Annotated in this window: 17 protein-coding genes and 1 riboswitch; of the genes, 4 read left to right on the top strand and 13 right to left on the bottom strand. The window is 49.9% G+C overall.

From position 1 onward, the window contains the following. Positions 1-86: 86 nt before the first annotated feature. The gene (gene metE / locus DMN77_RS02830) at positions 87-2,378 is read right to left on the bottom strand and encodes a 5-methyltetrahydropteroyltriglutamate--homocysteine S-methyltransferase (RefSeq protein ID WP_179013417.1); all 2,292 of its coding nucleotides are present in this window, start codon (positions 2,376-2,378) and stop codon (positions 87-89) included. A 161-nt stretch (positions 2,379-2,539) separates the two neighbouring features. Next, positions 2,540-2,727, bottom strand: a riboswitch (cobalamin riboswitch). Positions 2,728-2,839: 112 nt separating this feature from the next. Beyond that, a complete protein-coding gene (locus tag DMN77_RS02825) occupies positions 2,840-3,202 on the bottom strand; it encodes a replication termination protein (RefSeq protein ID WP_068780848.1) in 363 nt (120 codons plus the stop codon). A 360-nt stretch (positions 3,203-3,562) separates the two neighbouring features. Between DMN77_RS02825 and DMN77_RS02820 the strand changes: the two genes are divergently transcribed. Continuing rightward, positions 3,563-3,814, top strand: coding sequence for a hypothetical protein (locus DMN77_RS02820; protein WP_179013415.1), 252 nt, complete (start codon positions 3,563-3,565; stop codon positions 3,812-3,814). Beyond that, positions 3,804-4,565, top strand: coding sequence for an enhanced serine sensitivity protein SseB C-terminal domain-containing protein (locus tag DMN77_RS02815; protein WP_179013414.1), 762 nt, complete (start codon positions 3,804-3,806; stop codon positions 4,563-4,565). Before DMN77_RS02820 ends, DMN77_RS02815 begins: the two co-directional genes overlap by 11 nt. Before the next feature lie 48 nt (positions 4,566-4,613). Here the strand turns inward: DMN77_RS02815 and DMN77_RS02810 are convergent, their stop codons facing one another. The 5 genes from DMN77_RS02810 to DMN77_RS02790 all read right to left on the bottom strand — a co-directional run bounded on the left by DMN77_RS02810 (position 4,614) and on the right by DMN77_RS02790 (position 9,563). Beyond that, positions 4,614-5,249, bottom strand: coding sequence for a response regulator (locus DMN77_RS02810; RefSeq protein WP_068780845.1), 636 nt, complete (start codon positions 5,247-5,249; stop codon positions 4,614-4,616). Beyond that, positions 5,224-6,078, bottom strand: coding sequence for a sensor histidine kinase (locus tag DMN77_RS02805; RefSeq protein ID WP_068780844.1), 855 nt, complete (start codon positions 6,076-6,078; stop codon positions 5,224-5,226). Before DMN77_RS02805 ends, DMN77_RS02810 begins: the two co-directional genes overlap by 26 nt. Before the next feature lie 129 nt (positions 6,079-6,207). Then, positions 6,208-7,377, bottom strand: a complete 1,170-nt coding sequence (locus DMN77_RS02800; RefSeq protein WP_179013660.1) for an FtsW/RodA/SpoVE family cell cycle protein — start codon at positions 7,375-7,377, stop codon at positions 6,208-6,210. A 196-nt stretch (positions 7,378-7,573) separates the two neighbouring features. Next, positions 7,574-9,034, bottom strand: coding sequence for a PTS transporter subunit EIIC (locus tag DMN77_RS02795; RefSeq protein WP_179013412.1), 1,461 nt, complete (start codon positions 9,032-9,034; stop codon positions 7,574-7,576). Positions 9,035-9,062: 28 nt separating this feature from the next. After that, positions 9,063-9,563: a PTS sugar transporter subunit IIA gene (locus DMN77_RS02790; protein WP_068780842.1), complete on the bottom strand. Its 501-nt coding sequence runs from the start codon at positions 9,561-9,563 to the stop codon at positions 9,063-9,065. Positions 9,564-10,049: 486 nt separating this feature from the next. Between DMN77_RS02790 and DMN77_RS02785 the strand changes: the two genes are divergently transcribed. Then, entirely contained in the window at positions 10,050-12,215 is a 2,166-nt protein-coding gene (locus DMN77_RS02785; protein WP_179013411.1) for a YhgE/Pip domain-containing protein, read from the top strand. 505 nt (positions 12,216-12,720) lie between these two features. On the opposite strand, the gene DMN77_RS02780 is transcribed toward DMN77_RS02785, so the two are convergent. Continuing rightward, positions 12,721-12,936, bottom strand: a complete 216-nt coding sequence (locus tag DMN77_RS02780; RefSeq protein ID WP_068780840.1) for a hypothetical protein — start codon at positions 12,934-12,936, stop codon at positions 12,721-12,723. A gap of 530 nt (positions 12,937-13,466) precedes the next feature. Continuing rightward, entirely contained in the window at positions 13,467-16,013 is a 2,547-nt protein-coding gene (hrpB, locus tag DMN77_RS02775) for an ATP-dependent helicase HrpB (protein ID WP_306294230.1), read from the bottom strand. 403 nt (positions 16,014-16,416) lie between these two features. On the opposite strand from hrpB, the gene gluQRS reads away from it, so the two are divergent. Next, positions 16,417-17,379, top strand: a complete 963-nt coding sequence (gene gluQRS, locus DMN77_RS02770) for a tRNA glutamyl-Q(34) synthetase GluQRS (RefSeq protein WP_179013408.1) — start codon at positions 16,417-16,419, stop codon at positions 17,377-17,379. Between the two features lie 113 nt (positions 17,380-17,492). Here gluQRS and DMN77_RS02765 read toward each other — a convergent pair whose 3' ends face one another. From DMN77_RS02765 to DMN77_RS02750, 4 genes are all read right to left on the bottom strand, one after another. Then, positions 17,493-18,299, bottom strand: coding sequence for an SDR family oxidoreductase (locus DMN77_RS02765; protein ID WP_179013406.1), 807 nt, complete (start codon positions 18,297-18,299; stop codon positions 17,493-17,495). 104 nt (positions 18,300-18,403) lie between these two features. After that, entirely contained in the window at positions 18,404-19,045 is a 642-nt protein-coding gene (locus DMN77_RS02760) for an ABC-2 transporter permease (protein WP_068780835.1), read from the bottom strand. Further along, a complete protein-coding gene (locus DMN77_RS02755) occupies positions 19,038-19,904 on the bottom strand; it encodes an ABC transporter ATP-binding protein (protein ID WP_068780834.1) in 867 nt (288 codons plus the stop codon). The genes DMN77_RS02760 and DMN77_RS02755 overlap by 8 nt, the downstream gene beginning before the upstream one ends. Continuing rightward, positions 19,901-20,287, bottom strand: coding sequence for a GntR family transcriptional regulator (locus DMN77_RS02750; protein WP_068780833.1), 387 nt, complete (start codon positions 20,285-20,287; stop codon positions 19,901-19,903). Before DMN77_RS02750 ends, DMN77_RS02755 begins: the two co-directional genes overlap by 4 nt. Positions 20,288-20,764: the final 477 nt, after the last annotated feature.

The following is a 20,764-nucleotide window of genomic DNA, read 5'->3' as shown; positions in this document are numbered from 1 at the left end:
ACATAGTAAATTACCCAAGGTGATTTGTCAATTGCAGTTTCTAGAAAATTTTCTGTAGCTTTTGTCACACCTTCATTATTTTCCATTTAAGAACGTGAAATTACTTTCTCTCTATAGGTTTCTGCCGCTGACACCATATGTGACAAAGCTGCGACAGTTTCCTCCTGTCCCCTTGTCTTCAGTCCACAATCGGGATTAATCCAAAATAATTGTGGATCTAATACCTCGAGTGCCCGTTCGATCAAGGACAACATCTCTTCCTTGGAAGGAACCCTTGGACTATGAATATCATAGACGCCAAGGCCGATGCCAAGCGGATAAGTATGTTCCTCGAAGCTGCTGATCAGTTCTCCATGGCTGCGTGATGTCTCGATCGGGATTACATCGGCATCCAGAGCCTGGATCGAATCGATGATGTCCTGGAATTCACAGTAGCACATATGGGTATGAATTTGCGTCGTATCCTGCACCGAGCTTGTAGAAATCCGGAAAGCATTGACCGACCAATCCAGATATTCCTGCCAGTCCTCCCGTTTTAGAGGCAACCCTTCCCGCAGGGCAGGCTCATCCACCTGAATCATCTCGATCCCGGCTCTTTCCAGAGCTTCTACTTCCTTACGCAAGGCAAGGGCGATTTGATACGCAACATGCTTCCGCGGGATATCCGTCCGTACAAAGGACCAGTTCAATATAGTGATCGGTCCGGTCAACATACCTTTAACCGGCTTCGGTGTCAGCGATTGCGCATATTGTGTCTCTTTTACAGTCATCGGCTGACCGAATTCCACATCCCCGTAAATAATCGGCGGCTTCACGCAGCGCGTCCCATAGGACTGAACCCATCCCCCACGCGTAAAAGCAAATCCAGGCAGCTTCTCGCCGAAAAATTCAACCATGTCCGTACGTTCGAACTCTCCGTGCACGAGTACATCCAAACCGATATCTTCCTGAATTTGGATCCATTTATCAATTTCAGATTGAATATATTGATCGTATTGCTCCGTGGTCCATTCGCCTTTGCGCCATTTCTGCCGTGCCGAGCGCACTTCCTTGGTCTGCGGGAAGCTGCCGATGGTCGTCGTAGGAAGCAACGGCAGCTGCCATTTCTGCTCCTGCTTCACTCTGCGTGTGGTGAATTCGTTCTTCCGCACCGCGGGCTGCTGCAACGCCTGCTCCACACTACTGCGAACATGATGACGATTACGGACCGGGGCAGCAGACAATGCCTGAATGGACTGCTCATTCTCCGCGAATAAGGCAGGGATGGACAAGCTGCTGAACGATTCCTTGAGACTGGCGACTTCATCCAGCTTCTCTTCCGCAAAGGCCAGTGCATCCTTCAACAGCGGTTCCAGCTCCGTCTCCCCCTGCAGACTGACCGGTACATGCAGCAGGCTGCTCGCGGGCTGTACGATCACCTTTTCTGCCTGTGGAGCCAGCTCTACAATCTCATCCAGCAGCTGCCTCGCCGCTTTCAGATCACCGCGCCAAATGTTGCGTCCATCGATAACCCCGGCTCCAAGCACCTTGCCTGCCGGATAGCCAAATTCACGCAGCGCGGCAAGATTGCCCTCCAGACCGTGAACAAAATCCAAGCCAATCCCCTGTACCGGCAGAGCAATCACTTGCTGATATCCGGATACTGCAGCGAAGTAGGTTTGCAGCATGATGGAGATTCCCGGTACTTCCTGAGCGATCGTCTTGTAAATCAAATGAAGCTGCTGGATATCCTCAGCGGCTAGCTCCGTTACGAGAGCTGGTTCATCGATTTGTACCCAGGCTGCGCCTTCTGCCGCAAGCTCGCGCAGCACCTGAATATAGAGCGGCAGCAGCTTGTCGACCCAAGCACTGAACTCACCCTCCGCATATCCTTTGGACAATTTCAGGAACGTATACAAACCAAGCAATACGGGTCTGCCTTCCATTTGCAGGGCTTGCTTCGCTTCCCGGTACGCCTCCAGCGGATAATTTACAGTCAGCTTCGGCTCTCTGTCACCCAGCTCAGGTACAATATAGTGGTAATTTGTATTAAACCACTTGGTCATCTCGCTGGCCGCTGCCTGTTTATTTCCTCTGGCGATAGCATAATAAGTGTCTAGCGGTACCGCCCCGTCGGCATATTCGAATCGTGCCGGAATTAATCCGAACATTACCGCCGTATCCAGCACATGATCATAATAAGTAAACTCACCGACCGGAATAACATCGATTCCTTTGCTTTGCTGCGTACGCAAATTGTCCAGGCGGATCGCGGTTAGTCGTTCCCGCAGTTCAGGCTCCGCGATTTGCCCTGCCCAATAAGCCTCAATTGCTTTTTTCCATTCCCGATTTCGTCCGATTCTGGGATACCCAAGATTACCGCTTACGATTTTACCCAATTCAATCAACCTCCATAAATAATGTTTGATGGAATACACGTTTATAAATCCAGTCCAGTTTAAATAAAAAGAGGCCCCCTTTAAGCAATGCTAAAGAGAAACCTCTGTATAGATATACAATGGCAGTAATCTTTAACACCTCCCTATCTCCCGTAGGTAATGCAGTGTTGTCAGAATAGGCAGGTCTCCTGGCTCCAGATTCAACGTCTTCCTGCTGCCTTCCCGATGGGGTTCATCAGTGGCAAGAATCGCAACGGACTCCTCTGTTACAGTGGCGGGACCGCGCCGGCCTTGCACCGGACTTCCCTTTTAAGCTCCCAACAGAAGCACCTATTCCCACAAATATTAAGTTGAGAGGGCGCTCAAAATTCGCCTTTTTTGAACTCGATTTATTCTTAAATATCATCATACATGGCTTCGCGACACGATACAATCAGTAGTCTTATCGGAATTAACTATAACTAGTTATAATTGTCCTGAACCGCCTTTTGCAGCATGCCAATACAGCGATCGAGGTCGGTCTTTACCTGCTTCTTGTAAAGCTTGGCCTTATCCCGTCCCTCTTCCGTAAAATGGTACAGCACGATTTCCTGAAAATCCACGCTCGGATCATTTCCCTTCAGCTGCTTGGTCCGATACAGAACTCCCTCCTGCACCAGCTCATGCAACGCCCGGTAAATCTCGCTTAGCGGAGGCACGTACCCAAACGGCTGGAATTCCTCCTTCATTTCCTCCAGCATCTGATACCCATACCCGCGACGCTGCTCCACCTTCGTAATCAGGTATAACTTAATGTAAGCCCGCTGGGCAATCATAAAAGCCATGGGCGGTCACCTCCCTTTTGTTTCCAGTATATCGAACATATGAATTTTTCACAATAATGGACCTAATGGTCCTTTTTAAGTGGAATTAACGTTGCTAGAGCGTTGTATGGAGAGCAGTTAAAGTAAAAGTAACTAAGCAGCATGAATTTGATCTTCCTATTATGAATTTTTCATATACTGAAATTATATTATAAGGAGGTTGTTATCCCGCCTTGATTCCCCACTCTGGGGCAAGATAACCGGTTGTGAAATAAAAAACTAGGAGTTTGGAAGCTTAAACTTTTGTAGGAAAAAGAGTAAAATCAATATAATTGTTTAAAGTTGACACATCGTCTTTAAACGAAAGGGAGCTGTGGAATTGTGAACCGCTGGAACTATAAAAGGCTTAAGGAAGGTCCTTATTCAAGCGCGGGCATTTTCGGAGAGCAATACGCCTTTGAAATCCTTACAGGGATCTGCGATGTTCCCGAGTATTACCCCATTACCAAGGAAGAATTTGATACTTATGACGAGTGGAAAGAAAACTACGATAAAGTGGTAAGCGAGATCAAAAACAGGAAACTCATCTATAGCTCATATCGCGATTGGAGTGATAATAATCATGACGTTTGAACCGGAGAATACGCTTGAGGATATTTTAGTGAAGGCCGCAACCACCCCCTCTGCCCGAAATGATTTTTACAAGGAACTGATGGGCTCCAATATTTACACCATTCAATACGGTAGTGAACATGAGACGTACGAAGGAGTTCTACAAGAAGGTTCATCGATCCAGTTGTTAAATATTGAAATCAACCAGAAGCAATATATACCGATCTTCACTTCATTACGCCGTTTACAGGAGACCATTGACCAGGAAGTTCAGTATTGTTCAATGAATGCTGTGGATTTCTTTCAATTAACGCGTGGTGCTGATGTATTTCTAAATCCAACTTCGAGCTATGGAAAAGAATTTACGGCAGCAGAAATAGCGTCCATTTTAGATGGATCTATTTTTGCCTCTTCCCAGCAATATGAAGTTCAGCAAGAGACTGAGGTTATGATCGGACAACCGGCCGTTAATCCCAAAGAGCTTCTTGAAGCGCTAGGCAAACTATTTGCGGATATGAAAGAAGTAAGGCTCGCGTATCATGCGCATTTCTTCAATCCACAGGTGGATGAGAAGCCACACACACTCATTGCTCTTGAAGCAAATGGCAACATAGATGAGATTGTAGCTAAAGCGGGTATGGTGGCAAATTCCGTACATGTTCCTGACCCACCCGTTACATTTATTCAGTTGGATGGATCCTCGGGATTGGAAGATTATTTTAAGTCCAATGTTAAGCCTTTTTACAAAAAAAGAGTTTTTGGGCTGTTCTAGTATTCCTTATGCGTGTAATACCCGTTTCGCTGAGGCTACAGGCCCGCTCTAGATCCACCCTTGCTCCATCGCGTAACGCGTCAACTGTACCCGATTCTCCAGATGCAGCTTGTGCATAATGTTCTTCAGATGATTTTTTACCGTCTGATCGGAAATGTCGAGTGCCTTGGCAATCTCCCGGTTCGTCATCCCTCGGGCAACCCAATCGAGTATCTCACGTTCACGATTCGTGAGGGGATGGTGACCGGTCTGGTCCGGCTTCTGCAACGAAAACTCCTGTAAAATACGTAAAGCCAGCTCACTTGTCATCGGCGCTTCTTCACTAGCCACTGCGCGAAGGTATTCGAGCCAAATGCCCGGCTCAAGATTTTTCAGCAAATAGCCCTGCGCGCCCTGCTTCAATGCCTCAAATAGATAAGCCACATTATCGGAAACGGTGACAAGCACAATTTTCACATACGGAAACTTCAGCTTGATCTCCCTCGTCGTTGCAAGTCCGTCCTGACCGGGGAGATGAATGTCTAGGAGAATAAGATCTGGCATCCACATTTCCGTCTGTAAGACTGCCTCCTCCCCGCTCTCCGCAAATCCGATGATTTCAAAGCTCTCATCCTCCGAAAGGATGTCACTAATCGCCTCGCGGGCGTGAGGATGATCATCAACGATCAATACGCGTGTTCTCATGGTTTCTATATCCTCCTTGGATCATAATACAGGTTTCTCCCGACATCGACTCTACGGTCAAGTTCCAACACATCTGCTCGGCTCGCTGCTTAATGATCCGCAGTCCATACCGCTCCGGCGATAGTTCTCCTACTGTAAAGCCATTCCCCCGGTCGATAATGCTCACTTGAAAAGCTGCTTCCAGTTCTCTTCCCTGCACAAAGATCTCCTGCACAGCGGCATGCTTGCTGGCGTTCACGATCGCCTCCCGGATACAAGCAAGCAGCTCCAGCTTCTCCTTGGCTGACCATCGCTCCTCGGTCAGCGTCCAATCCAGATGCAGCCCCAGTTGATACTCATCAGCAATCTGCTGAATTCGCTCCGGAAATAAGAGCTGATTCCCTTCCGCGTCAATATCTGGCGGCAGCTTCAAGTCGGATATCGCCTGCCTGACATAGCGGTTAACGTCTTGGATTGTCGTTCGGAGCTCGTTTAAATCCGCTGCCTCGCCGCTGGAATTCTGTCTTTTCTCCGCCCGATCCACTTTGACAGACAGCAGGAACAAAGATTGCGCGATGCCATCATGCAGCTCTCTGGCCAACTGCTCCCGCTCTTCCCAGCTCGCCTTATGGGCCCGCTCCTTCTGGAGTTCCTCCTGCATGCTCTCCAGCTTGCGGAACCATTTATACTGCAAAGTCACGCTAATCATAAACAGCAGCACAGGGGTCAAGTAATTGCCTGTATCCATCGATAAATACGGCATCAGAAATTGATGTCGGACATATTCCCAAATCCCGATCAGTAGCGTCGGGACAATCAAGATCATCCATTTTAGCTGTCGATACGACATGCTGCACCTCCGAGACTTCATTTATAGGGCTCGTCCGCCTGCCAACATATTATAAGCTATTATGCTATGTTGAGCATAAATCCAGGCAAAATAAAACCGCCCGGGTTTGGGCGGTATGGAATTTAGTAATTATAAACTCGCCGCAGAATGGTGATGCTCCTTCTTCTCCTCTTCTTCATACATCCGAATACTGATCGCCATCCCCATGCAAATCATATTAATGACTAGCGAGGTTCCGCCATAACTGATAAATGGCAGCGTAATTCCGGTCAGTGGCATCAGCCCGATAAACATCCCGATATTCTCAAAGATTTGATAGAGGAGCATGGACACAATCCCTACGATCAGATAGGGCCCGGCCCGTTCCTTGCATTCCAGTGATATCAATATCAAGCGATGGATGAGCACAAAATACAACAGCAGCACGACTGAGCTGCCGACAAAGCCGAATTCTTCAGCGATTACGACGAATATCGAATCTGAATAAGTAAAAGGGACCCGCTCGGACTGCACGTTCTCCCCCTGCATGTAACCCTCACCGCTCATACCGCCGGCAGCGATCGCCATCTTGGCATTTCTCGTATGATAAGCCGCGTCATCCGTAGCCACCTCTGGCATCAGCCAAGGGTCAATCCGATTGATCCAGTGCTGGCGGCCGATATCGACGAGAAATTGCTGAATCTCATCATGATGTTCCTTATACGCCCCGATTCCCCCGATGACCGCTCCAACTAATAGGACTGCAGCTAGAAAGGCATGGGTGTATTTAATATTTCCAATCCACAGCATACCACCAAGTATGACAAGATAACTTAATGCGTTCCCGAGATCATTCTGTACCATAACTACGGCAAAGGGAATGAAAGTAATGAGACACATCGGCAGGACATCTTGCCAGAATCCCAGCTTAGGCTTCTGCTTGCGAAATAGGAAATAACTTAGGAACAGCACTAGAGGCAGCTTGAAAAATTCAGCAGGCTGGAAGCTCATCCCAACCACCGGGATCGTCATCCATCCTGTGGCGTTATGATAGGTGTTCCCGATAAAATTGACGAGTACCAGCAGACCAAGTCCAAGTAAGTAAATATAAGGCGCCAATTTGAGCAGAATCCGATAGTTGACCAGGGAGATAACCGCCAGAACAAAAAAACCAAAAATATAATATTTCAGCATTTGCATATGGTATCCCTGATACGCCGTGTTCATGGTTGCACTATACAGAACGGTGATGCTGATGCCCATAAATAGCAGCAAAATGAACAGAATGACGAAGTCAAATCTTTTTAACCTGTCTAGTATAAACATGGCTTCACATCTTCACTTTGGATTTGGACAAGCTGCTCTTACCAAGCTGACAATTCGGCAAATTCTTTGCATTCATATTATCATAATTCATACATCGAAGGAATGATCTGGAATTGGAGATCAACAAAAAAACAGGACAGATCGCAAATGATCTGCCCTGTAAGTAAACGAAGGTTAACCCGAATTCATATTATAGCATCTTATTGATTTCGTCCTTAATCGCTTCGGATTTCGGACCGAATACAACCTGAACTGCGCCTTGACCGAGTCTCATCACACCGGAAGCGCCTAGCTTCTTAAGTGCTGAATCATTCACCTTCTTATCATCTCTGACGACTAGGCGAAGACGAGTGATACATGCATCTACAGACTGAATATTGCTTGGTCCACCGATCTGCTCCAAGATTTGGGCAGCGCGGCTATCAGATGAAGCTACAACCCGATCTCCATTGGACCCTTCATCTTCCTCATCTTCATCATCTTCCCGTCCAAGTGTTTTCAGGTTAAACTTCACGATGATAATGCGGAACAGGAAGTAGTACAGCAGGAAGAAACCAACACCTACCGGCAGTAAAATCCATGCGTTCGTCGACAGCTTCATGTTGACGAGATAGTCGATCAGACCAGCCGAGAAGGCGAATCCTAGCTTAACATCTAGCAAGTACATAATCAGTCCTGAAAGCCCAGTCAAAATCGCATGCACAACATACAGGACTGGTGCAATGAACATAAACGCAAATTCAAGCGGTTCAGTAATACCTGTCAAGAATGAAGCAACAGCGGAACCGATAACTAGAGAAGCTACCATTTTACGTTTGGATGGCTTAGCCGTATGGATAAAGGCCAGTGCCGCACCCGGCATTGCAAACATCATGATTGGGAAGAAGCCGGTCATGAACATCCCTGCCGATTTGTCTCCGGCGAAGAAACGCCACAAGTCACCATGTATAACCTCACCAGCTGCATTCGTGAAATCGCCGATTTGGAACCAGGCAATCGTGTTCAGAACGTGATGCAGACCAAGCGGGATCAACAGTCGGTTCGCAATACCAAATACCAGTGATCCGATACCGCCAAGTCCAACGACCCAGTTGCCAAAGACGCTGATTGCATCCTGAATTGGGCTCCAGATCATGCCTGCGAATACAGCGAAGACCATCGTACTTGCAGCCGTGACGATTGGAACGAACCGCTTCCCTGCAAAGAATCCAAGCCAATCTGGCAGCTTAATATTATGGAATTTATTGTATAAATAAGCTGCCCACAGACCTGTAAAGATACCGCCCAGAACCCCCATATCCAATTTGACATCATCCGCAATAAAGGAGAACACCCCTGGGATTTCTGCCAATACTTTGGTTAACACCATGTAAGAAATAAGTGCCGCCAATGCTGCTACCGCATCTCCGGCAAATCCGATTGCGACCCCAAGCGCAAAGATTAGGGCCAAATTACCGAAAATGGCCTGTGCACCTGCATTTAAGAAAGTAGCAACATATTGGTTCAAGAAACCGCCGACCGTAGAGCCAAAGAGCCAATGTAAATCCTCCGCGTAATTGATATTAGCGAAACCTTGTAGAATCCCTGCTGCAGGTAGCGTTGCAACCGGAAGCATGAGCGATTTGCCAAGCTTTTGGAGTTTTGCTAGCATTGAACAATCATCCTTTCAAATAGTGATTTTAAGACTTCATAACCGCCTTTAAAATGACGTCTTGGCCTGCTGTCACTTGTCCGCTGAGTCCTTCCAAGCTTTCGGTCACCTCATCAGCGTTTGTAACAATAATTGGCGTGATCGTTGGATAACCCGCACCGGCGATCTTCGCGGTATCAAATTCGATCAGCACTTGGCCAGCCTTCACTTTGTCACCAACATTGACATGTGAAGTGAACCCCTCACCTTTCAATGAAACTGTGTTAATCCCGATGTGGAACAGAAATTGCAGCCCTGAAGCATGCTCCAGCATGACGGCATGGTTCGATTTGATCACGTGTACGATGGTACCGTCGAAAGGTGAAATCAATTTCCCCTCTGATGGCTCAATCGCGATCCCCTTGCCCATATGCCCCGCTGCAAATGCCTCATCCGGAACCTCCGTTAACGGAACAGCCTTGCCTGTTACCGGCGCTAAAATTTCGACTTGCTTGCTCTCAGTTGATTTCTTTCTCCATTTCGAAAACATGAGTTTAACTCCTCCTAATCCTGTATGTTAGATGATCCATGGTTATACCGACCTAAGCGTCCTAATACGATCTATCTTCTATAATCTTACATTCGCATAAGAACTATTCTTGCCCGGCTCCCTCCCCACGTCATCATTATCTTGATACCGTTTACATAACGGGTGTCGTCCGATTCTTAGACATTCTTAGACATTCTTAGACATCGTCTAGACTAAGATTCATCTGCCTAAAAATTCGAACAAAAAAGAGCCAAGAAAAGAATCCTAATGAATTAGGACTACTCTTCCTGGCTCATGCCCACGAACTAAATGGTAACACGCCAAATGTAATCGGTATGTTGTTATGTGACTATAATAAATCAAGCTTCTGGCAACGTCAATAGGAAAATTGAAAGCGTCTCTATTTCTCGGGATGAAGTAACAAGCTATGGATGATTCTACCGCCATCTCGGAATAATAAGCAAAAAAACGAAAATGGAGATCGCTGTGAAAAAGATACTGTTCATCTATGGCTCAGACTTGCGTGGCATTGTTACCAATTGGGCTGCCGCCATCATCATATTAGGCTTAATCTTCCTCCCATCTCTGTACGCCTGGTTTAATATCGGTGCTTCCTGGGATCCTTATGGCCAGACCTCGGGAATCAAGATCGCCGTTGCAAATGAAGATACCGGAACTTCGATGCGCGGGCAATCCATTGCTCTAGGGGAAGAAATCGTCAACTCATTGCATGAGAACCACAACATTGGTTGGGTCTTCACCGACAGGGATAAAGCCATCCGCGGCTTAAAAAATGGAAAGTATTATGCTGTCATCATCATCCCGGCCCATTTCTCGGCTCGGATAGCAACGGTTCTTACCCCTAACCCCGAGAAGGCGGAAATTCAATACTATGTCAATGAGAAAATCAATGCTGTCGCGCCTAAAATCACGTCCAAAGGAGCTAGTTCCATCGTCAGTGAAGTCAGCCAAAATTTTGTGAAAACCGCCAATGGAACCATTTTTCGTATTTTCAATGAAATCGGGGTGGAATTAAGACAGGAGCTTCCTCTGATTAACAACGCCAGGCACCTCGCCTTTCAAATGGTCCAGCTGTTTCCGAAGATTAACGAAGCGGCAAATATCGCTGTAACGGATTTACAAAAAGGTCAGACCATTGTCACAAAAGTGCAAAAAGAACTTCCCTTTGTCGCCGACCTGGCCCAAAAAGGCGAAGGCCTGGTCAGCCAAACCTCCGATTTCCTTGCCCGTAGCAAGGACGCTGTTCAAGCTGCCGGTCCAGTGGCCAAGGAGACACTAGAGCAGCTTAAGCAGATGGCCGACCTGGCCGATCAGACAAGCAACACTTTGTTATCCGGCCTCGATGTAGCTGAAGACCTGGAGCCATTGCAGCTGCCGAAGCATTTAGAGACTGGCCTTACTGCAGCTGCTAAAGGCGCGGATTCATTTGGCAAGCTGCTAAGCCGGTTGCAGTCCATCGCTCCCAGCTCCAGACTCAGTGCAAAAATAGCTGAACTGGACCGCATTGCAGCGGATTTCAAACAGATGGCGCAGATCGTAAAGGATCTCTCCACAGCTGCAGGCCAAGGGAAAGATGTAATACGCCCCTTACTTGAAAAATTCAATGGTCTGGCCAAGGATGCATCCGGGCGTCTTGACGGGCTGATTGGCAGCTTCGACAGTACGATATTGCCTGCGATGACAGCCGCTCTTGAACAAGCACAAAAAGACGCCAACCATACAAAAGGTATTCTGTCGGAGGCTTTATCCGACTTGCCTGTCGTCAGCGGCATTATTAAGGATGCGCAGAAAGGACTCGTCGTGGCAACGACAGAAGCAAAGACCGTACGCGGACGCCTTCCGGAGGCGGAGCGCAAGCTCAAGGAAGTGACCGACCATATCACGGCCCTGGAGAAAAAAGGCTCGCTGGAGGATCTGATCAAGCTGCTGAATTTGAATTATGCCAAGGAGGGCGATTTTTTTGCCGAGCCAGTCATCTTGAAGGAAACCCGGATGTTCCCGATTCCGAATTATGGCTCAGCGATGTCTCCCTTCTTCACCACCTTGTCATTATGGGTCGGCGGCCTGCTGCTCGTCTCCATGCTTACCGTTGAAGTGCATAACAAGACCATTCACGGTGTTCCGCTACGCAGCTATCAAGAGTATTTTGGCCGCTTCTTCACCTTCTTGACGCTGGCATTGCTGCAATCGTTATTCGTCACAATGGGAGATCTGTGGATTCTAGGAACCTATGCCGCGGAGCCGCTTCAATTCATTCTGTTCGGGCTCTTAATCAGCGCGGTGTTTATGCTTATGATCTATACGCTGGTATCCGTATTCGGCAATGTCGGCAAAGCGATGGCCATCGTACTGCTCGTCCTGCAATTAGCCGGTTCGGGCGGTACCTTCCCCATTCAGGTTACACCGCCCTTCTTCCAGGCGATCTATCCTTATCTGCCCTTTACCTACGGAATCGGGCTGATGCGCGAGGCCGTTGGAGGTAGCGTAGCCGGCCTGATTACAAGGGATATCAGTATTCTGCTGATCTATGCCGGCCTATCACTCATCCTTGGGTTAGGACTCAAGCGGTTCGTGAACCGCACCTCCGCAAAATGGGTCAAAAAAGCCAAATCCGGACATTTAATTCATTAAAATCAGGAAGATGCCCGCCCATACAGGAACTACGCTGATAAATCCTGTTTGATTGGAATTGTACTGAAAATCGGATGTCTAAATTCAAACCAGCTGCCAAATCGTTATGCCAGGATTCAATTCAGACGCCCTCCTCTAGGATACTCCCGGTCGAAGCATTCATTTGCAGCATTTGTAGCAAGGCGCCGAGATCTTTGGTTTATCTCACTAACCCTTTAATGGGATAACCATATTCCATGTATTCGTTCCACTGAATTTGCCCTCTCACCAGAGGTAGCGGCATATAAATGAGCGGGAGCGCCAGCTTTGAACAAAAGGAAAGGTCTTTGGAAATTGCCCCTTGTTCTAATCGCTCCATCTCTTTTCGCACCGCGCGCAGCTCCCAGCGCGCGGTGCATTGCTACATGACGGCGGTCGGTCAAACCACATGCGCCCATAAGACTGATCGGGAATACGCTTTGGCTTGTCTCCCCCCCTCCATTCAAGCCCGTTTCCCCGAGAGAGCTTATACACCAACATGCCGCTCGCCGCACACATTACCTGTCATATGTTTGACAATCCTTTTGTACCCATCCTCCTCCTGCCAAATGATAACGGGCCCTCCAGATGGATTGTGATGGTGGAAAAATAGGCTCGTCTCTAAGCGGACCATGCAGACAATAAGGTCTTTCAGAATAATGATCGGCCCCATGCTGCACAGGGCCATAATCGCTAAAACCATGGCCAACATAACGCCTTGCTTGATATATCAAAAGAGCGGATCTCGACTCATCTATACAGGTGCCGGATTCGAGGTTAAATAGCTGGTGAAATAAACGGACCGCACATCCAGAATAGGGGCAGCAAGCCGTATCCAAGGGCCATTCCAGCGGCCATTACTTTTCCTGGCTATTTCAGAGTATTTCAGCATCCCCCGTCAGAGCTCGAAAAAAAATAAGTGATACCTAAGAACAATCATTAAGTCTATTGGGTCGCAATATACCTATGAAAAACAGCCTGTTGCATTAAGCTCAACAGGCTGTTTCCTATTAAGAAGGGCCATGCGGTGTACTCAAGTACATAGAAGCATCTTAACGAAACTGCATAACGTTATTCCCTCGAAAATACGAGGTTAGTAATTTTAACGAAACTACGTATCGTTATTGCCAACAAATCCAGGCCTTGAACGGCTTTTTTGGCAAAATAGCGATACCCTGTTTCGTTAAAATTTTTGGAGGCCGATTTTGGCGTAAATAGCGATATGGTGTTTCGTTAGCGTTTCCGATCAGGGCGGACCCTGCGAGTGGCGGTGGCTCCCAACGGATCATCCGGCCAATAGTGCTTCGGATAACGACCCTTCAGATCCTTTTTGATCTCGAAGTAGGTCCCGCTCCAGAAGCTGCGCAAATCCGAGGTCACCTGGACAGGACGGCTGGCGGGCGACAGCAGATGCAATGTAATCGGGATGCGTCCATAGCCGATACGCGGCGTCTCCATCATGCCGAAAACCTCCTGCAGACGGACTGAGACATAAGGCGCCTGCGGACCCTCGTATTGAACCGGTATTTTGGACCCGCTTGGAACGATCAAATGCGTTGGCGCTTCAGTCTGAAGCTCCTGCATGCGAGCCCAGCCGATCCGATTTTCCAGAATCGTATAAAGCGACAGGCTCTGGAGCTCCGAACGCTTGCGCATCCCGGTCACATATGGCGCTAGCCATTCATGCACATGACGAGCCAATGCCTCATCCGTCAGATCAGGCCAGGCAGGCTCAAGGCGGCGCAGGAACTCGACTCGCGCCTGCAGCTGCTTGGACTTGGCATTCCAGGGCAGCAGCGTATCGATTTGCTCCGCCACCGCACCAAGCAAAGCCTCTGTAATTCGCTCAGCGGTTGGATGCGGATCCGGCTTATCCTGCAGCAGGATGGCCCCTAATGTCAGACGCCGCCGTACCCGCACTGCCCCGGTATGTTCATCCCAATCCGCAAGAGCGCTCTCCTCCATCTGGTCGTGATAATACTCATATACATGCACCTCCGGCAGCGGAGCGGCTAGCAAAATACGGCCCTCCGCACCCTCGTCATCCACCTCTGCAATGGCAATAAACGGCTCGTCGCCGAGCAGTTGCCGGTTTCGGAATACCGCGCCCCGCCCCGAACGAAGCAGGTATCTTCCATCCGGACGCCGCCGAGCGATCCGGTCCGGATAAGCGTAAGAGACAAGCAGCCCGCAAAATGACAGCCAATCCCCGGTCTGCCCACGGATCATTCCGCTGCCAGACTGGATATCAGCGTTCATCTTATGAAGCTGCCGCTCCCATTGGCCGCTGACCTGCAGCAATCGCTGCAAGGCGTAGCGGTCCAGCTCGGCGCTAAGCGCTGCCCCGGGACGCGGGCTTCCCTCTTCGCCAGCGGCCATCACCAGCGATAGGCGCGTGCGCAAATCGCTGTCATTGGCGGCGGCCGACCCGCGGAAGAGGTCGCGCTCTTCGAGCAGCGCGGCCAGGCGGCAGGCCGCGCGGGAGAGCCCGAGCGAGACCCCGCGCAGCAGCATGTGGGCGAGCCGCGGATGCAATCCGAGCGAGACCATCTGCCGGCCGTGCGGCATAATCGCGCCGGCCGCCTCCGATGCGCCGGGCTGGCGCAGCAGCTTGGTCGCTTGGCGGTACTTCGCTGCCGGCGGCTCGTCCAGCCAGGGCAGTTCCCCCGGGCTGGCGCCCCAGGCAGCCAGCTCAAGGGCAAGCGGCGTCAGATCCGCTTCCAGCATTTCCGGCGGCGTGGCCGGCGCCAGCAGCCGATCCTCGGCCTCGCTCCAGAGGCGGTAGCACACGCCCGGAGCGAGGCGGCCCGCCGGGCCGCGGCGCTGGTCGGCCGAGTCGCGCGCCGCGCGCATCGTCGTGAGCCGGCTCATGCCGGTGCGCGGCGAGAACAACGCGGTACGCCGCAGGCCGCGGTCGATGACGACCGTGATCCCGGCCACGGTCAGACTTGACTGGGCGATGGACGTCGCCAATACGATCTTGCGCTTGCCCGCAGGGGGCGCAGCAATCGCTTGCTGCTGCTGATCCTGCGACAGCGCACCATAGAGCGGGGTGATCAGCACGTCGCTGCCCACCCGCTGTGCCTGCTCCAACGCGCTTTGTACACGACGGATCTCCCCGGCACCAGGCAGGAACACAAGCAGACTGCCCGACTGGGCATTTAAGGCCTGCAGAACGACGCGAGCCGCCGCCGCTTCCAGCGGTTCATTCTGCCGCGTTGGCGCGTGAATCGTCTCCACGGGATCCATGCTGCCTTGGCATTGAATCACTGGAGCGTCTTCAAGCAGGCCTGCTACGGCAGCGGCATCCAGCGTCGCTGACATGACCAGAATCCGTAAACCCACGCGCAGCAAGGAACGGCTCTGCATCGCCAGCGCCAATCCAAGATCCGCATGCAGACTTCGCTCATGAAATTCATCAAATATAATGAGTCCGATTCCGCTCAAACCCGGGTCATTCTGCAGCATTCTTGTCAGAATCCCCTCTGTCACAACGGTGATTCTGGTACGGGCGGACACCCGGCTCTCTGTACGGATGCGATAGCCCACCGTCTCTCCCACGGATTCGCCTAATTGCCGGGCCATATAGATGGCCGCAGAACGCGCGGCAAGCCGTCGGGGCTCCAGCATGATTATGCCCTGGCCATTCAGCCACACCTCATCCAACAGCGCCAGCGGCGTTCGCGTCGTTTTCCCCGCCCCAGGCTCCGCCGTCAAGACGGCACGTCCAGACTCTCGCAATTTCTCGATTAGTGTTGGCAACACCGTATCGATGGGCATCGGTTGTGAATTATGCATAAATAACTCCTGTATATTTTCTATTTGTGCTGACCAGTGAACACAAGAACATGTCCCTGCTCTCTATCCTGTAAATAGCGTATAGAATTCACTTGCGCTACGCAAGCTTTCATTCCTCATTCGCTGCAAAATACGCAAGGAACCATGATCGTTATTCAAGCCAAATTGAATCGGCTTGAATAACGTGGATTGTTTACTGAAAATGGGCATCCTGATTCCATAGTAATGAAGGAATTCAGATAGCACTTATTCACAGCTTGCCACGATAGAGTTATAATTGCTAGGAAAGTCTGGGTGCTTCAAATACATATGTAACCGTATAATCACCAGCAAATGATCTGAATGGTCTGAACAAGATTTACGAGTACGAGGAAGTGATTGGAAGATGAGACGAGGACGCTTTGCGCCGACTCCTTCAGGGGATATGCATCTTGGCAACGCCAAAATCGCCCTGCTATCCTGGCTGCAAATTCGTGCAGCTGGTGGACAATTTATTCTGCGAATTGAAGACATTGATATACAGCGCTCCCGACCGGAGATTACGGAGAGAATAATCGCCGACTTGAAATGGCTCGGGCTGGATTGGGATGAAGGCCCGGAGGCAGGCGGCGCCTATGGCCCTTATTGGCAAAGCGAGCGGCTCGAGCTGTACCATGAGGTTTTGGTCAAGCTGCAGGCGAAGCATTGCCTCTATCCTTGCTACTGCAGCCGCGCCGAGCTGCTGGCCGTGGCCGGCGCGCCGCATGGCCTCGCCTCCGAGGGCGTGGCTTACGCCGGGACCTGCCGCTTCCTGAGCGAAGCGGAGCGCATAGAAAAAGCCAAGAGCAAGACGCCTTCGCTGCGTTTTGCTCTTGGCGAGCATGCCACCTCCTTCGAGGATGGCATCTTTGGCCCACAATCGTTCCCGCCCGGCAGCGGCGGGGACTTCATCGTACGGCGAGCAGACGGAATGTATTCCTACCAGCTCGCCGTTACCATCGATGATTCCTTGATGGGCATCACCGATGTTCTGCGCGGCGCCGATCTGCTCGACTCCACGCCGCGCCAGCCCCAGCCCTTCCAGGCGCTGGAGCTGACCACGCCTACCTTCGCCCACGCACCGCTGCTGCTCGGCGAAGACGGACATCGCCTGGCCAAGCGGCATGGCGATCTCAGCATATCCGCGCTGCGCACGGCTGGCGCGAGACCAGAGGCGATCATCGGCTGGATCGCCTACATCTGCGGACTTAACAGCAAGCCGGAGCCCGCCCAGGCTAGCGAACTAATCAGCAGCTTCTCACTGCAGCAGGTTTCGAGGCAGCCTTTTATACTGACACAGCAAATCATCCGGCAGCTCCTGCCCTCCTGAACCCAGGAGTGACAGGGGCTATTTTGTTCAGCGCCTTATCACCTATATTCCCTAAAACCATGCACAGCAGCTTCACAAAATTGTATGCCGCTCCTGTGTTCCTATAGGGCAAGTTACAGCAAGGACTCCGCGCCATCAATCACAATGCGCGCCCCAGTAATATGCGAGGATTCATCGCTGGCCAGGAAAGCGACCAAGTCGGCTACTTGAGCAGGTTGACCCGGACCGTTCGCAAGCGGCTGCGAACCCTCCGGATATTTAACAGGAATCACGATCTCCTTCAGTTCTTCACGGACTTCCGTGGATGAATCAATATTCGTCGAAATAGCACCCGGACAGAGGACATTCACGCGGATTTTATATTTGGCCAGCTCCAGCGCCATCATCTTGGCAAAGGCAACCTGTCCCGCCTTGGTTGTACTGTATGCCGACATGCCAAAACCGGAGAAGCGGTCATTGCCATTGATCGAGCTCGTTATAATGATGCTTCCCCTGTCTTGCTGCTTCAAATAAGGTACGGTATGCTTGACGGTCAGGAAAGTACCGCCCAGATTAATGCTGATCGTCCTCTCCCAATCCTCGAAGCTTAGTTCCTCTACAGGCGCCAGTACACCATTAATGCCGGCATTTGCGAAGACGATATCAATCCCGCCAAAATGATCTGCTGCTTCCTTCACGGCTTGCTCGACTCTGACCGGATCAGCAACATCGACATCAAAAGCTCGTGAATGGCCGTGAATCACTTCATTAATATGTCGCTCTGTGCTGCGAGTACGCTCATCAATCAGATCAAAAAGCGCGACATTGGCTCCTTCCGCCGCTAGCTTCAACGCCGCAGCCCTGCCGATCCCGGAGCCCGCTCCGGTTATCAGCGCTGTTCTTCCACTAAATCTTCCGGACTTGCTCAGATCTTCCGTCATATGGAACACGCTCCTCATTATGATCATGTAACACAAACCAATAACCTCTGTTCATGCAAAAGTCCCTGTCACAAGATTACCCATAATGAGGGGCTATTTAATCATTATAAATCCCTTCTCTTGAAGATGGACAATGAGATTAGATAGGAAATGACGATGATCAGCAGTAATAAGCTTATCCCCAGCGCAATGCTCCCCACCTGATGGGTATTGACCCATGATGTGATCCGTTCAATGTCATTTTCGTCACCCGCAAGGCCCGATATGGCGACATTGCCTAGCATGACTAGCACCATCATAGCTATATTCAGCAGCTGCGCACCATGTATGCCAAGCCAATAATATAAAGGCAAATAGATACTCATCATCAGCAGCACCGAAGCCAGGCTTCCGGCTAATAGAACGTATTCATTAAATACAACCTCCGCGCTAAACTGCCTGATCCCGAAGCTGACGCCAAAGCTAATAATCTCCGCCAGGAAAATGGCCAGGACCGCGGACACATATTTGGCTAACACGATGATACTGCGTTTAATCGGCAGGGTGACCAGGAACTTTTGATTGCCCAGCCGCATATCGCTGCCAACTACGAGAATCAGCATCATTCCCGGGAAGAGGCCATACAGCATATTCGGATTATTCGTCGAGAACATGCCGGAGAACGCGAGTACATAAAGTGCGATAATCCACAGATAACGGCGCTGCAGAATGAAATCCTTGCGGACCAGATTGATAATATTAGACACGGACCTTCCTCTCCTTTACCGTAAAATACATAATATCCTCCAGGGTCGGCTGCTGATACATTACCGCATTGCCGAACATGGAGACCGCACTGCTGCGGTCGGCCGACAATCCTTCAAAGCCCAGGTCCGTCTCTTTGACTCCTACAAAGGCTTGACGCACATCATTATCCAACAGCTCCTTGCCGCCCTTGATAAGCACATACCGCTCCAAAATATCATCCTTCGTATCCGTAAATACGAGCCTTCCCCGATTCAAGAATGTCACATAGTCGGCGATCCGATCCAGATCCGTTGTAACATGAGTTGAGAACAGGATCGTCTTCTGCTCATCCAATATATATTCCGACAACAGCTCCAGCAATTCACGGCGGAACACCGGATCAAGCCCGGCTGTAGGTTCGTCCATAATAAGCAGCAAAGGATTGTGCGCCAGCGCGATTGCAATCGCATATTTCATCTTCATTCCTTTGGAGCAGTCCTTAATCTTCTTGCGCATCGGAAGCTCAAACTGATCCATGTACCTCTGGAAAGCCAGCTCATTCCAATCTTTATAAAATGGGGCTACCACCTTCTTCATCTGTTCCATACTCAGCCAGTCATAAAAAATATTCTCATCGGAAATATACCCGATCTGCTGCTTATATACTGCTTCCACCTTCCCCGTATCCTGCCCCAGTACCCGGATATCGCCCTGATCCGGCATTACAATCCCCATAATCATTTTAATAATCGTACTTTTCCCCGCTCCGTTCGGGCCGATCAGTCCGGTTATATATCCCTTCGGAACCTCAAACGTCACGTCCGACAGCTCATAGTTTTTATAGTTTTTGCCTATTCCCTGAACTTCAATTGCATTCATTCCTCTTTACCTCCCTCTTGATCTAACAGCCTGATCCATTCGATCAGCTCATCGGTGGACACGGAAATTTGATGAGCTCCATCCAGCAGCTCTCTGATCTGCTTCTCCAACTGTCTCATCTGCTGCTCACGGATAAATTCCTGGTTTCCTCCCGATACGAATGAGCCTTTGCCCACTACGGAGTCGATCAGTCCTTCCTGTTCCAGCTCGTCATACGCCCGCTTGGTTGTTATAACACTAATTTGCAAGTCCTTGGCCAGTTGGCGGATGGACGGAAGAGCGCTCCCCGGCGCAAGCTCCCCCTGCAAAATACCGCTGCGGATCTGTCTGACAATCTGCGAATATATGGGTTCTCCCGAAGAGTGGGACAATAAAATGTTCATGCTTCACCTTCTTCTAAAACAATATCGTTTTCGTCTTTAATGTATATATACAATATATACACTATAAACACTTTTTGCAACTTATTTCACTTATTGCTTCAAAACGCCCAAATAGAGGTTCTTCCTTAAGCAAACGATTTTGCTCAGGATCAACCTCTTAATATTTTCAAATCCAGCTTCACATTCGCGAGTAAATTCACGGTACCGGACATTAACTATTTAATGCATTTCAAGGAAAAGACAGGCCTAAATTTCATCGAAAAGGCAATGAGGTTCGCCTTCCGCGTGCAAATAAAAGGTTGGTATTTACCAGCCGGGCCATTCCTGAGTTCACCGATCAGACGGGGTGTTATTCAACTAGGCTCCTTTAACCGCATCTGCAAGAAATTTACCGGTGTTACCCTAGTGAATTCCAGCGGAGCTAGGAGCCAGATTGAAAGTCAGAATGAGTTCTAATCGATTCCAGCGGCAGCGGAC

Origin of the sequence: Paenibacillus sp. 79R4 (assembly GCF_013393165.1) — a bacterium.
Classification (GTDB): Bacteria; Bacillota; Bacilli; order Paenibacillales; family Paenibacillaceae; genus Fontibacillus.
Note: the sequence above shows the minus strand (reverse complement) of the source record. Positions and strands in the feature narration are given on the sequence as shown.

What these genes read in the sequence shown, in the direction of transcription:
- DMN77_RS02825 (WP_068780848.1), bottom strand. Translation starts at nt 3,202, where the DNA reads ATGGCTTTTATGATTGCCCAGCGGGCTTACATTAAGTTATACCTGATT.
- DMN77_RS02815 (WP_179013414.1), top strand. Translation starts at nt 3,804, where the DNA reads ATGACGTTTGAACCGGAGAATACGCTTGAGGATATTTTAGTGAAGGCC.
- DMN77_RS02810 (WP_068780845.1), bottom strand. Translation starts at nt 5,249, where the DNA reads ATGAGAACACGCGTATTGATCGTTGATGATCATCCTCACGCCCGCGAG.
- DMN77_RS02805 (WP_068780844.1), bottom strand. Translation starts at nt 6,078, where the DNA reads ATGTCGTATCGACAGCTAAAATGGATGATCTTGATTGTCCCGACGCTA.
- DMN77_RS02795 (WP_179013412.1), bottom strand. Translation starts at nt 9,034, where the DNA reads ATGCTAGCAAAACTCCAAAAGCTTGGCAAATCGCTCATGCTTCCGGTT.
- DMN77_RS02790 (WP_068780842.1), bottom strand. Translation starts at nt 9,563, where the DNA reads ATGTTTTCGAAATGGAGAAAGAAATCAACTGAGAGCAAGCAAGTCGAA.
- DMN77_RS02780 (WP_068780840.1), bottom strand. Translation starts at nt 12,936, where the DNA reads ATGGTTTTAGCGATTATGGCCCTGTGCAGCATGGGGCCGATCATTATT.
- hrpB (WP_306294230.1), bottom strand. Translation starts at nt 16,013, where the DNA reads ATGCCCATCGATACGGTGTTGCCAACACTAATCGAGAAATTGCGAGAG.
- gluQRS (WP_179013408.1), top strand. Translation starts at nt 16,417, where the DNA reads ATGAGACGAGGACGCTTTGCGCCGACTCCTTCAGGGGATATGCATCTT.
- DMN77_RS02765 (WP_179013406.1), bottom strand. Translation starts at nt 18,299, where the DNA reads ATGACGGAAGATCTGAGCAAGTCCGGAAGATTTAGTGGAAGAACAGCG.
- DMN77_RS02755 (WP_068780834.1), bottom strand. Translation starts at nt 19,904, where the DNA reads ATGAATGCAATTGAAGTTCAGGGAATAGGCAAAAACTATAAAAACTAT.
- DMN77_RS02750 (WP_068780833.1), bottom strand. Translation starts at nt 20,287, where the DNA reads ATGAACATTTTATTGTCCCACTCTTCGGGAGAACCCATATATTCGCAG.